The following is a 12,608-nucleotide window of genomic DNA, read 5'->3' as shown; positions in this document are numbered from 1 at the left end:
GATGGCTCTCCTTTTACGAAGTCAAACCGCTGACGAGGCTCGGGATGTCGAGCGGGCGGAAGCCGTAATGGTTCAGCCAGCGCACATCGGCCTCGAAGAAGGGGCGCAGATCCGGCATGCCGTACTTCAGCATGGCGATGCGGTCGATGCCCATGCCCCAGGCGAAGCCCTGGTACTCGTCGGGATCGAGCCCGCAATTGCGCAGCACGTTCGGATGGACCATGCCGCAGCCGAGAATCTCGAGCCAGTCGGTGCCTTCGCCGAAGCGGATCTCGCCACCCTTGCGCGAGCACTGGATGTCGACCTCTGCGGACGGTTCCGTGAAGGGGAAGAAGGACGGGCGGAACCGCATCTTCACCTGATCGACCTCGAAGAAGGCCTTGCAGAACTCCTCCAGGATCCACTTCAGGTGCGCGATGTTGGCCTGCTTGTCGATGACGAGGCCTTCCACCTGGTGGAACATCGGCGTGTGGGTCTGGTCGGAATCGTGCCGATAGGTCCGGCCCGGAATGATTACCCGGATCGGCGGCGCCTTAGAGGTCATCGTGCGGATCTGCACCGGCGAGGTGTGGGTGCGCAGCACCTTGCGCTCACCCTTCTCGTCAGGGGCGAGGAAGAACGTGTCGTGCATCTCGCGGGCCGGATGGCCCTCGGGGAAGTTCAGTGCCGTGAAGTTGAGATAGTCGGTCTCGATATCCGGCCCCTCGGCCACGGAGAAGCCCATATCGGCGAAGATCGCCGTCAACTCCTCGATCACCTGGCTGATAGGGTGGATGCGGCCGCGGGATTCAGGCGCCTCCGGGACCGGCAGCGTCACGTCGATGCGCTCGGCAGAAAGGCGGGCTTCGAGAGCCGCCTCCCCGAGCGTCTCTTTCCTGGCTGCAATCGCGCCCTGCACCTTATCGCGCAGGCCATTGATGAGCGGGCCGCGTTCTTTCCGCTCCTCCGGGCTCATGGCCCCGAGGGTCTTCAGGAGTTCGGAGACGGAGCCCTTCTTGCCGAGCGCGAAGACGCGCACGGATTCGAGAGCCGCTTCGTCGCCGGCGGCTTCGACCTGGGAAAGCAGGTCATTTTCGAGATGGTTGAGATCGGTCATCGGTCCCTGGCCAGATGCAAGCGCCACATGAGAGGCGCCCTGAGTGAGGCGCGGCGCGGGAACCGTCAAGTCGTCCGAGCCGCGAAAGAGCAACCGACAGCGCAGCGGCCGTCAGCGCGGGTGGTCTCGGAGAAGGGGGAGAAGGCGGTGCGGCTGAACGAGCCAGCCGCACCGAAAGCTAGTCTATCCGATTAGGCGGCCTGCTGCGGCAGGGCGGCCTTGGCGGCTTCCACGTAAGCGGCGAAAGCCGCCGGCTCGTGGATGGCCAGCTCGGACAGGACCTTGCGATCGACCTCGATCCCAGCCTTGCCGAGACCGTCGATAAATCGGGAATAGGTCATGTCGTGCATGCGGACGGCAGCGTTCAGGCGCTGAATCCAGAGAGCGCGGAAGGTGCGCTTCTTGTTGCGACGGTCGCGCGTCGCATACTGCATGCTCTTCTCGACCGCCTGCTTGGCAATGCGGATCGTATTCTTGCGGCGGCCGTAGAAACCCTTGGCTGCCTTGAAAACCTTCTTGTGCTTGGCGTGAGATGTTACGCCACGTTTGACGCGGGCCATGGAAAAACTCCTTCAAAATCCGGGATGTGGGAAGAACCGTCTCAGCCGTTGGGCAGGAAGTACTTCTTCACGTTGTAGGCATCGCCCTCGAACATGGTCGTGGTGCCGCGCAGGTTGCGGATCTGCTTGTTCGACCGCTTGATCATCCCGTGACGCTTGCCGGCCTGGGCGTAAACGACCTTGCCGGTGCCAGTGATCTTGAAGCGCTTTTTCGCGCCAGACTTCGTCTTCAGCTTGGGCATTTGGCTCTCCTTTGGACAGGCCTCGGAGGCGGCAGAGCCGCCCTTCGGCCTTTTCATTGCTGCATTGAGCAAAACAAACCGCCACGGCAGCCCTAACAGCCGGGCGGTTCGATGAAGGCGGCCTTATGACAGAAGGCCGCTCAAAAGGCAATGGCCGCCGGTGCCCCGACGGCCACGAATTTCATCTCTGAAAAGCGCTTAGCGAGGCGCCAGGACCATGACGACCTGACGGCCCTCGAAGTTCGGCTCCATCTCGACCTTGGCGATATCGCCCACATCGGCCTTGACCCGGTCCAGGACCTTCAGGCCGAGGGACTGGTGCGCCATTTCGCGACCGCGGAAGCGCAGGGTGATCTTCACCTTGTTGCCTTCCTCGAAGAAGCCCTTCATCGCCTTCATCTTGACCCCGTAATCGTGGTCATCGATGCCGGGACGCAGCTTGATTTCCTTGACCTCGACCGTCTTCTGCTTCTTGCGCGCCTCGGCGGCCTTCTTCTGCTCCAGGAAGCGGAATTTGCCGTAGTCGAGGATCTTGCAGACGGGAGGGGTGGCGTTCGGCGAGATCTCCACGAGATCAAGGCCTGCCTCTTCGGCAACCTTCAGGGCGTCGAAGAAGGGCATGACGCCCCGGTTCTGCCCTGTATCGTCGATCAGCTGCACTTCGCGAACACCGCGAATGTCTCGGTTGGCGCGCGGTCCGTCCTTCTGCGGCACCGGCATGGCTCTCATTGGTCTGCGAATGGCTCGTATCTCCTGTTAAGGGCTTAAGCTGAGGATCGGAGATCCCAGGGGACCCCTGCTGTGCATGCTCAGCCTTGCCACGAATGATTCGACATTTCGCGCAAATGCGCGGGAAGTCAACTTGTTCTATGGGTAAATCGGCCCTCCAGGAGGGCGGAATAGACGTCCAGCGTGCCGGCAACCATGTGCTCGAGCGAGAAATGGCGCTCCACATGGGCCCGAGCCCTGGCGGACAAGGCGATTCTCGCGCTGGCTCCAAGCCCAAGGGCGGCGCCGACAGCCTCGGCCAGCGCGTCCGGATCTCCGGCCGGGATGCGCCAGCCCGTCCGCTCGTGCGGCGGCACGGCCGGCGGGGACAGCACCGTCTCGGGCACCGCCCCGAGATCGGAGACGACCACGGGCGTGCCCATGGCCTGAGCCTCCACGGCCGACCGGCCGAAGGCCTCGGGCTCGGTGGAAGGAACGGTCACGACGGAGGCCGCCAGGAAGGCCGCCGGCATGTCGGTGCAATGGCCGACCCGGCGCACGATGCCCTTCAGCTTCCTCGCCTCGATCAGGTTGTCGAGATCCTTCACGTAGGAATCCCGCCCCTGCGGGTCGCCGGCGAGGATGTAGGCGACGTCGGCGAGGCCCGCATCGCGCAGCCGGGCGGCCGCCTCGATCAGCACCTTCTGGCCCTTCCAGCCGGTCAACCGGGCGGCGAGCAGCACCACCCGCTCGTGGGGCGCCACCTCCCAGGCCTTGCGCAGGGCCTCGACCCGCTCCGGCGCCACGGCGTGCGGCGAGAACACCGAGAAGTCCGTGCCCCGATGAAGCACCCGGATGCGCTCGCCCGCCTGCGGGTAGACCGACCGGATCAGTTCGCCCGTATAGAGGGAATTAGCGATGACCGTATCGCCGCGGGCCATCACCGAGTTGTAGAGGACCTTCACCGACGAGCGGCCGGAATAGCTGCCGTGATAGGTGGTCACGAATGGGATGTTGAGGGAGCGCGCCGCGCCGAGACCCACCCAGGCCGGGGCCCGCGAGCGGGCATGCACCAGGGAGACCCGCTCGTCATGGCAGATCCGCGCGAGCCTGCGCACGTTGAGGAGCATGGAGAACGGGTTCTTCGTCGCGGCCGGAAAGGGAATCCAGATGCCGCCCTTGGTCTGGAGCTCGCCTACCAGCCGGCCGCCTTCGGTCGCAACGAGCGCCCGCGCACCGGCATGGACCAGCCCCTCGGCGATGTCGACAGTGGTGCGCTCCGCCCCTCCCGCCTCGAGTTCGGGGACGATCTGAAGAATGGTCCGGCCCGCCAGCGGGTGCACGTGAGAGGACGGAAATGCCATCCCTCCGCCGGGTCGCGATGAAAAACTCACGGAAGTCAGAGCCTTCTCAAAAGAATCGTCCGAAAGAATCGTTTATGAGGCTTGCTTCAAAGCAGTTGAGGATGAGTTAACCATGCCGCAAAGCGTCACGGTCGGCCAGGATGCCCGCTCCATCGCCGTTCTCGCCCGGGAGGGCAAAGGCCCGCCCGTGGTCTGGCTCGGGGGCTTCAAGTCGGACATGCGGGCCGCCAAGGCGACCGCCCTGGACGAATGGGCCGAACGGAACGGCCGAGCCTTCGTGCGTTTCGATTACAGCGGCCATGGCGAGTCGGGCGGCGCCTTTGAGGAGGGCACGATCTCCCGCTGGCTGGAGGATGCGCTCGCCGTCATCGAGCGTCACGTGCGGGAACGGCCCATCCTCGTCGGGTCGTCCATGGGCGGCTGGATCAGCCTTCTGGCGGCACGCCACCTCATGGAGAAGCAACCGGACCTCGCCCCCGCGGGCATGGTGCTTATCGCGCCTGCCGTGGACATGACCGAGCGTCTGATGTGGAGTCGCTTCCCCGAGGATCTGAGGCGCAGCGTCCAGGAGACGGGGGTCTACCACCGACCTTCGGCCTATTCCGACGATCCCTACCCGATCACCTGGAAGCTGATCGAGGACGGCCGTCGTCACCTGATCCTCGACCGACCGATCCAGACCGGCTGCCCGGTCCATATCCTGCAGGGAATGGGGGATCCCGACGTGCCCTGGAGCCATGCGCTCGAGCTGGTGGAGCACCTGCCGGGAGACAGCGTGTCGCTGACGCTGATCAAGGACGGGGACCACCGGCTGTCACGGCCGGAGGACATCGAGCGGCTGATCGCAGCGGTAGCGGCTATCGCTTGAGATGAGAAAGACGGTGAGCCTAGTGCAGGCTCACCATCGTCAGGTCATGCGCCCAGGCATTGGCAACCGCAGCGTCGTGGTTGTCGGTCAGCAGGATGGGCTCGCCGCTGGCGGACAGCAGCGCGAACAGCCGCATGCCGGGCTGGAGCTTGGGAGCCTGGGGAAACAGCCGGGCGACCTCGTCGGACTCGATCGGCTTCACATAGGCCATTTCGCCGAGGCCCAGGGAGGCGAGCTCGGACACATTGAGGACCGGCTCGTGATGGTTCTTGATCTCGAAGTTCATGGACATCTCCTTTTGCGGATGCCGTCACACTTTGTCCGGAGCGCTGATGTCGATCTTGCGGACGATCCGCTCCGGTTCGGGGCGGACGAGGTCGATCGACAACAGCCCGTTGGACAGGTCCGCGCCCATCACCTCCATGCCGTCGACGAGGAGGAAGGTGCGCTGAAACTGACGGGCGGCGATGCCGCGATGAAGGAAGTGCCTTGTCTTGTCCTCGGACTGGCGTCCCCGGATGACAAGCTGGCTCTCCTCTAGGGTCACCTCCAGCTGATCCCGGGTGAAACCGGCAACGGCCAGGGTGATGCGGAGGCGCTCGGGGGCGCTTTCCGTGCGCGCCAGGCGCTCGATGTTGTAGGGCGGATAACCGTCCCCTGCCGCCTTGGCGACCCGATCGAGCGCCTGCTCGATCTCGTCGAAGCCTAACAGAAACGGGTGCCCGAAGGGCGACTGACGCGACATGTTCGAAGCCCAAGGTTGGAGGCACTTCGGTGGTTTTGAGCCCGCTGATGCGGCACTCAAGTGGCCCGGAACCGGGCCGCTGTCAGCAATATGGATACGCCGCTTCACCCGATCAAGACCCCGGCTAGGTCACCCCGGCAGGGGTTGGCGCCACGGTAAACGCCGCGTTTCGGGCTAGACCCGCTCGCGCCACCAAGCGACCTGCTCGGCCACCCGCACCGGAGACGTGCCGCCGAAGCTCGTCCGGGAACGGACGGAGTTCTCGACGCCGAGCACGTCGTAGATCCCCTGGTGGATCTTGGGCTCGACCGCCTGCATGGCCTCGAGCGGCAGCTCCTCCAGGGTGCAGCCCCGTGTCTCCGCCTCGGACACGATGCGCCCGGTAATGTGGTGGGCGTCGCGGAAGGGAATGTTGAGGCTGCGCACGAGCCAGTCGGCCAGGTCCGTCGCCGTCGAGAACCCGGCTCCGGCCACTGCCGCCATGCGCTCCGGCACCGGCTCCAGATCCCGGATCATGCCGGTCGTGGCGGCGAGCACGAGCTCGATGGTGTCGGCGGCGTCGAAGACCTGCTCCTTGTCCTCCTGCATGTCCTTGGAATAGGCGAGCGGCAGGCCCTTCATCACGGTGAGCAGGGACACGAGGGAGCCGATGACGCGCCCAGTCTTGCCGCGCACCAGTTCGGCGGCATCCGGGTTGCGCTTCTGCGGCATCATGCTGGATCCGGTGGTCCAGCGGTCCGGCAGGCGCACGAAGCTGAACGGCGCCGACATCCAGATGATGATCTCTTCCGCCAGACGTGACAGGTGCACGGCGCAGATGGAGGCGGCGGCCATGAACTCGAGCAGGCTGTCCCGGTCCGAGACGGTGTCCAGCGAATTGCGAGTCGGCCCGTCGAAGCCCATGGCCTTGGCGGTCATGTGCCGGTCGATGGGGAAGGACGTGCCGGCGAGCGCGCCGGCCCCAAGGGGGGACTCGTTCAGGCGCTTGCGGGAGTCCCGGAAGCGGCTGCGGTCGCGGCCGAACATCTCCACATAGGCCATCAGGTGGTGCCCGAAGGTCACCGGCTGGGCGCTCTGGAGATGGGTGAAGCCCGGCATCACGGTAGCGGCATGAGCCTCGGCCTTGTCGAGGAGGGCCTTGATCAGGCTGGTGAGCTGCTCGTCCGTCCGGTCATGGGCCTCGCGCACCCAGAGCCGGGCGTCGGTGGCCACTTGGTCGTTGCGGCTGCGGGCCGTATGCAGCCGGGCCGCCGGATCGCCGACGATCTCCCGCAGGCGGCTCTCCACGTTCATGTGGATGTCTTCGAGCGCCGTGGAGAAGGTGAAGGAGCCGGACTCGATCTCGCCGAGCACCCGCTGGAGCCCCTGATGGATGGCGTCCCGGTCGCTCTCGGCGATGATCCCCTGCTTGGCCAGCATGGTGCTGTGGGCGATGGAGCCCTGGATGTCCTGGGAGGCCAGTCGCTTGTCGAAGTCGATGGAGGCGTTGATGGCTTCCATGAGCGCGCTGGGCGAGGACGAGAACCGCCCGCCCCACATGGTGTTGGCACCGGGTTTTTTGGCTTCTTCAGACACGGGCTTCATCCGATCAAAAAATGTCGGGGAGCCTTTGCCACAGTTTTCCCCTTCAAGCCAACCCGAAGCAGCCCTGCCCGACCTTTGGGCAGGCTGCACGATGTTTACCAGTTGGTAACCAGTGAGTAGACTCGACAGAACCTGTGTGATTTGCATTCATACGGGCGCACAAGAAGCGCACCCAGCGCTGCGAGGGAACTAGCCTATGAAAAGTCTTCCGAAATTTATCCTATCCGCCGCCATGGTCACCGTGATGGCGACATCTTTCACTGCCGTAAAGGCAGCTACGCCGGCCGACACCCTGGTCCAGGCCTGGCAGAGCGACGACATCATCTCGCTGGATCCCGCCGAGGTGTTCGAGTTCAGCGCGTCTGAGATCATGGGCAACACCTATGAGCGCCTGGTCTCCTACGACATCAAGGATGTGTCCAAGATCACCGGACAGGTTGCCGAGTCCTGGACCGTCTCTCCGGACGGAAAGACCTTCACGTTCAAGCTGAAGCCCAACAAGAAATTCGCCTCGGGCAGCAACATCACGGCCGAGGACGTGGTCTACTCGCTTCACCGCGCCGTGTCCCTCGACAAGTCGCCCGCCTTCATCCTGGGCCAGTTCGGCCTGACGAAGGACAACGTGAAGGACAAGATCAAGCAGACCGGACCGCTGGAACTCACCGTGGAGGTCGACAAGGCCTACGCGCCGACCCTGGTCCTCTACTGCCTCGGCAACTCGGTTGCCTCCATCGTCGAGAAGAAGGTGCTCGTCCAGAACGAGAAGGACGGCGACTGGGGCTATAACTGGCTGAAGACCAAATATGCCGGCTCCGGCCCGTACATCATGCGCGACTGGAAGGCCAACGAGGTCCTCGTCCTCGAGCGCAACCCGAACTACGAGAAGCCGACTCCCCTCGCCCGCGTGATCTTCCGCCATATCAAGGAGACCGCAAGCCAGCGCCTCCTCCTCGAGAAGGGCGACATCGACGTGGCCCGCAACCTGAACCCGGAAGAGGTCACCGCGGTGTCCAAGAACCCGGACATCAAGATTCAGAGCGCTCCCAAGGGCACGGTCTATTATCTCGGCCTGAACCAGAAGAACCCGAACTTGGCCAAGCCCGAGGTTCGTCAGGCCCTGAAGTACCTTGTCGACTATCAGGCGATCGCCGACACGATCATGAAGTACAAGGGCGACGTTCACCAGAACTTCCTGCCCAAGGGCTATCTCGGCGCCGAGACCTCCAACCCCTACAAGCTCGACGTCGCCAAGGCGAAGGAGCTTCTGGCCAAGGCCGGGCTGAAGGACGGCTTCTCGGTGACGATGGACACCCGCTCCACCGCCGAGATCACCGGCGTCGCCCAGGCGATGCAGCAGACCTTCGCGCAGGCCGGCATCAAGCTGGAAATCCTGCCGATGGACTCCAAGCAGGCTCTGACCAAGTATCGCGCCCGCCAGCACGACATCTATATCGGCAACTGGGGCTCGGACTATCAGGATCCGAACTCCAACGCCGACACCTTCGCGGCGAACGACGACAACTCGGACCAAGCTAAGGCGAAGCCGCTGGCCTGGCGCAATGCCTGGGATCCGGGACCGCTGACCGCCAAGACCCGCGCCGCCGTGATGGAGCGTGATGGCGAGAAGCGCGCTCAGATGTACAAGGAGTTGCAGAAGTCGGTTCTCGACGACGGCCCGTTCGTGATCTTCCTGCAGCAGACGGAAGTGGCCGCCGTGCGCAAGAACGTGGACAACTTCGTCCTCGGTCCGTCCTTCAGCGACAACGACGTGTCCCAAGCGAAGAAGAACTGACGCTTCGATGGTTTCAGCAGTCATGAATCGGGGCGGAGGGCACGCAAGTGCCCTCCGCTCCTCCCTTAAGAACATCGCCCAGTTCGTCATCGTTCTGATGACGACCCTCCTCGGCCTTGCCGCCGTCACATTCTTCATCGGCCGCGTCGTTCCCATCGATCCCGTGATCGCCATCGTGGGCGACCGGGCTCCCGCGCAGGTTTACGAGCGCGTCCGCCAGGAACTCGGCCTCGATCTGCCTCTCATCCAGCAGTTCTGGATCTACCTGAAGAAGGCCGTTACGGGCGATTTCGGCAATTCGGTTCTCACTACCAATCCGGTGCTGACGGATATCGCCAATACGTTTCCGGCCACCCTGGAGCTTGCCACCCTCGGCACCCTCATCGGCGTGATCATCGGCATCCCGCTCGGCATCCTGGCCGCCGTCAAGCGCGGCAGCTTCATCGACCAGTTCGTGCGCGTGCTCGGCCTCGCCGGCTATTCCATTCCGATCTTCTGGCTCGGCCTCATGGGCCTGCTGGTCTTCTATGCCAAGCTCGGCTGGGTGGCAGGACCAGGCCGCATCGACGTGACCTATTCCTACCTCTACACGCCGGTCACCAACATCGTGCTGCTGGACACCGCCATGCAGGGCCAGTGGGATGCCTTCTGGGATGCGGTCTCGCACATTATTCTGCCCGCCTGCCTGCTCGGCTATTTTTCGCTCGCCTATATCAGCCGCATGACCCGCTCCTTCATGCTCAACGAACTGGCGCAGGAATACGTGATCGCGGCGCGGGTGAAAGGTCTATCGGAGATGCGCGTGATCTGGCGCCACGCCCTGCGCAACGCGGCCGTTCCCCTGATCACCGTGATCGCCCTGTCCTATGCCAATCTGCTCGAAGGCTCCGTGCTGACCGAGACGATCTTCGCGTGGCCGGGACTGGGCCAGTACATCACCAATTCCCTGCAGAACGCGGACATGAATGCGGTGCTCGGCGGAACCCTCGTGATCGGAACCGCCTTCGTGCTGCTCAATCTCGTGTCAGATCTGCTCTACCGCTTGCTCGATCCGAGGACCCGCTGATGACCGGCGCCCCTCTTCCACTGGCCTCCCAGCCTTCAGGCATGCGTGCCTGGCTGCTCTCCCCGGAGCCGCATTCCCGCTGGCAGGCACGGCTCGGCCGCTTCTATCTCGGCTGGCGTGCCTTCTCCCGCAATCCGCTCGCCGTCATCGGCCTCGGCATCGTCCTTCTGCTGATCCTCGTGGCGATCTTCGCCGATGTCATTGCGCCCTACTCGCCGGTCGCCGGCGGAGACCTTCGCACGCAGCGCCTCCTGCCGCCGAGCGAGGCCTATTGGTTCGGCACGGACGATCAGGCGCGGGACATCTTCTCCCGTGTGATTCACGGCTCACGCATCACGCTTTTCGTGGTCGTCCTGGTGGCCCTGATCGCAATGCCGATCGGCCTTCTTGTGGGCACCGTCTCCGGCTATCTCGGCGGCTGGGTCGACACGGTGCTGATGCGCATCACCGACATCTTCCTGGCCTTCCCACGCCTCATCCTGGCGCTCGCCTTCGTGGCAGCCTTAGGGCCAGGCATCGAGAACGCCATCATCGCTATCGCGATCACCTCCTGGCCACCTTACGCCCGCATCGCCCGCGCCGAGACCCTGATGATCCGCAACAGCGATTTCATCGCGGCGGTGAAACTCCAGGGCGCCTCGACGCCGCGCATCATCTTAGGCCATGTGGTGCCGCTCTGCCTCTCCTCGCTCATCGTGCGCGTGACGCTCGACATGGCCGGCATCATCCTGACCGCGGCCGGCCTCGGCTTCCTTGGCCTCGGCGCACAGCCACCGATGCCGGAATGGGGCGCCATGGTGGCCACGGGCCGCAACTACCTCATCGATCAATGGTGGGTCGCCGCCATGCCGGGCATCGCGATCTTCGTGGTGAGCCTCGGCTTCAATCTGCTGGGCGACGGCCTGCGCGATGTTCTCGACCCGAAGGCCGCCAAATGACGAAGCCGCTTCTCGACGTTGAAGACCTGCGCGTGCGCTTTCATCTGCGCACCGGCACTGTGGAAGCCGTGCGTGGCGTGTCCTTTCAGCTCGGCCGTGAACGCCTCGGCATCGTGGGCGAGTCGGGCTCCGGCAAGTCGCAGACCGGGCGCGCCATTCTCGGCCTCACCCCTCCCCCCGGCGAAGTGACGGCCAAGCGCCTTGCCTTCGACGGGATCGACTTGCAGACCGCCTCGAAGAAGACACTGCGCACCTTGCGCGGCGGGCGGATCAGCATGGTCATGCAGGATCCGAAATACTCGCTGAACCCGGTCATGACCATCGGCGATCAGATCATCGAGGCTTATCGGGCTCATGCCAGAGCCCGCAAGGCGGAGGCGCGCGACAGGGCGCTCGCCATGCTGGAAGCCGTGAAGATGCGCGATCCCGGCCGCGTGTTTTCGCTCTACCCGCATGAGGTCTCCGGCGGCATGGGGCAGCGCGCTATGATCGCCATGATGCTCGTCACCGATCCGGACCTGCTCATCGCCGACGAGCCGACCTCGGCGCTCGACGTGACGGTATCCATGGAGGTGCTGCGCATTCTCGACGAGCTCGTCTCGGAGCGGGGCATGGGCCTGATCTTCATCTCGCATGATCTCAAGCTCGTCTCCTCCTTCTGCGACCGGGTGCTGGTGATGTATGCGGGGCGGGTGGTCGAGGAGTTGGAGGCGAAGAACCTTCGCGAAGCGCAGCACCCCTACACGCAAGGTTTGATGCGCTGCCTGCCGACATTGGCGAACGACGTCCGTCCGCTGCCGACCCTGAACCGCGATCCCGCATGGGCGCTCTAACGATGCTCGATATTCAAAACCTCAACGTCGTATTCGGCACGGGCCGTCTTCGGGTCGAGGCCGTCAAGAACGTAAGCTTCCACGTGGAGCAGGGTGCGGCCTACGGCCTCGTCGGTGAATCCGGCTCCGGCAAGTCGACGGTGCTGCGCGCCATATGCGGCCTCGCGCCGATCACCAGCGGTCGCGTGAGCGTCGATGGCAATGCTGTCACCACGCCGCGGGGCAAGGCCTTCTACCGCACGGTCCAGATGGTGTTTCAGGACCCTTATGCCTCGCTGCACCCGCGCCACACGGTTGACCGCACGCTCTCCGAGCCGCTCGCGATCCATGGCGAGAAGGATGCGGAGGCGCGCATCCTCCAGGCCCTGAAGGAAGTGGGCCTCGGCCCCTCCTTCCGCTTCCGCTATCCGCATCAGCTCTCGGGGGGCCAGCGCCAGCGCATCGCCATTGCCCGGGCGCTGATCCTGCGCCCCAAGGTGCTGCTGCTCGACGAGCCGACCTCGGCGCTCGATGCCTCGGTGCAGGCCGAAATCCTGAATCTGCTCGACGACCTGCGCCGGCGCTTGGGGTTGACCTACATCCTGGTCAGCCACGATCTCGCCGTCGTGGCCCACTTGTGCGAACGCCTGCTCGTCATGCAGCATGGCGAAGCCGTCGAGGAGACGACAGCCGCTGCCCTGCGCTCGGGTGCAGCCTCGAACGATTATACGCAGTCCCTGATCCAGGCGAGCCAGGGCTTCACGCGGGTTGCCCCGCAACCGGCCCAGGCTCCTGCCGCTTAAAATACCGTTTTTCCGCCACTCATTTTGATG

Annotated in this window: 14 protein-coding genes; 6 read left to right on the top strand and 8 right to left on the bottom strand. The window is 64.3% G+C overall.

Annotated elements, in window-relative coordinates; all coding sequences use genetic code 11:
- Positions 1-13 precede the first annotated feature (13 nt).
- The 5 genes from pheS to MA07_RS21400 form a co-directional block, all read right to left on the bottom strand.
- Positions 14-1,096 carry a phenylalanine--tRNA ligase subunit alpha gene (gene pheS, locus MA07_RS21420; RefSeq protein ID WP_036356984.1) on the bottom strand — a complete coding sequence of 361 codons (1,083 nt, stop codon included), beginning with the start codon at positions 1,094-1,096 and terminating at the stop codon, positions 14-16.
- Between the two features lie 191 nt (positions 1,097-1,287).
- Positions 1,288-1,656, bottom strand: a complete 369-nt coding sequence (gene rplT / locus MA07_RS21415; protein WP_036356571.1) for a 50S ribosomal protein L20 — start codon at positions 1,654-1,656, stop codon at positions 1,288-1,290.
- Between the two features lie 41 nt (positions 1,657-1,697).
- Complete coding sequence (rpmI, locus tag MA07_RS21410; RefSeq protein ID WP_036356568.1) at positions 1,698-1,898, bottom strand: 50S ribosomal protein L35; 201 nt, start codon at positions 1,896-1,898, stop codon at positions 1,698-1,700.
- A 198-nt stretch (positions 1,899-2,096) separates the two neighbouring features.
- A complete protein-coding gene (gene infC / locus MA07_RS21405; protein ID WP_244445326.1) occupies positions 2,097-2,618 on the bottom strand; it encodes a translation initiation factor IF-3 in 522 nt (173 codons plus the stop codon).
- A gap of 137 nt (positions 2,619-2,755) precedes the next feature.
- Positions 2,756-3,970 (bottom strand): glycosyltransferase family 4 protein, encoded by a 1,215-nt coding sequence (locus MA07_RS21400; RefSeq protein WP_036356562.1) that lies wholly within the window; start codon positions 3,968-3,970, stop codon positions 2,756-2,758.
- 112 nt (positions 3,971-4,082) lie between these two features.
- On the opposite strand from MA07_RS21400, the gene MA07_RS21395 reads away from it, so the two are divergent.
- Positions 4,083-4,838 (top strand): alpha/beta hydrolase, encoded by a 756-nt coding sequence (locus tag MA07_RS21395; protein WP_036356558.1) that lies wholly within the window; start codon positions 4,083-4,085, stop codon positions 4,836-4,838.
- 19 nt (positions 4,839-4,857) lie between these two features.
- Here MA07_RS21395 and MA07_RS21390 read toward each other — a convergent pair whose 3' ends face one another.
- The 3 genes from MA07_RS21390 to argH all read right to left on the bottom strand — a co-directional run bounded on the left by MA07_RS21390 (position 4,858) and on the right by argH (position 7,122).
- Complete coding sequence (locus MA07_RS21390; RefSeq protein ID WP_036356555.1) at positions 4,858-5,124, bottom strand: DUF1150 domain-containing protein; 267 nt, start codon at positions 5,122-5,124, stop codon at positions 4,858-4,860.
- A gap of 24 nt (positions 5,125-5,148) precedes the next feature.
- Positions 5,149-5,583: an Hsp20 family protein gene (locus tag MA07_RS21385; protein ID WP_036356552.1), complete on the bottom strand. Its 435-nt coding sequence runs from the start codon at positions 5,581-5,583 to the stop codon at positions 5,149-5,151.
- Positions 5,584-5,757: 174 nt separating this feature from the next.
- Positions 5,758-7,122 (bottom strand): argininosuccinate lyase, encoded by a 1,365-nt coding sequence (gene argH / locus MA07_RS21380; protein WP_152568979.1) that lies wholly within the window; start codon positions 7,120-7,122, stop codon positions 5,758-5,760.
- A gap of 241 nt (positions 7,123-7,363) precedes the next feature.
- On the opposite strand from argH, the gene MA07_RS21375 reads away from it, so the two are divergent.
- Genes MA07_RS21375 through MA07_RS21355 form a run of 5 tightly spaced genes read left to right on the top strand, consistent with a single transcriptional unit; the run spans position 7,364 to position 12,578 of the window.
- Entirely contained in the window at positions 7,364-8,959 is a 1,596-nt protein-coding gene (locus MA07_RS21375) for an ABC transporter substrate-binding protein (protein WP_036356546.1), read from the top strand.
- A 22-nt stretch (positions 8,960-8,981) separates the two neighbouring features.
- Complete coding sequence (locus MA07_RS21370) at positions 8,982-10,025, top strand: ABC transporter permease (protein ID WP_081929107.1); 1,044 nt, start codon at positions 8,982-8,984, stop codon at positions 10,023-10,025.
- A complete protein-coding gene (locus MA07_RS21365) occupies positions 10,025-10,963 on the top strand; it encodes an ABC transporter permease (protein WP_081929106.1) in 939 nt (312 codons plus the stop codon). The genes MA07_RS21370 and MA07_RS21365 overlap by 1 nt, the downstream gene beginning before the upstream one ends.
- A complete protein-coding gene (locus tag MA07_RS21360) occupies positions 10,960-11,796 on the top strand; it encodes an ABC transporter ATP-binding protein (protein WP_036356540.1) in 837 nt (278 codons plus the stop codon). The genes MA07_RS21365 and MA07_RS21360 overlap by 4 nt, the downstream gene beginning before the upstream one ends.
- 2 nt (positions 11,797-11,798) lie before the next feature.
- A complete protein-coding gene (locus MA07_RS21355; protein ID WP_081929105.1) occupies positions 11,799-12,578 on the top strand; it encodes an ABC transporter ATP-binding protein in 780 nt (259 codons plus the stop codon).
- The last annotated feature ends 30 nt before the right edge of the window (positions 12,579-12,608 follow it).

This window comes from Microvirga sp. BSC39, assembly GCF_000739015.1.
In the GTDB taxonomy this organism is placed as follows: Bacteria; Pseudomonadota; Alphaproteobacteria; order Rhizobiales; family Beijerinckiaceae; genus Microvirga.
The sequence above is the reverse complement of the archived record's forward strand: the minus strand, read 5'-3'. Positions and strand labels throughout refer to the sequence as shown.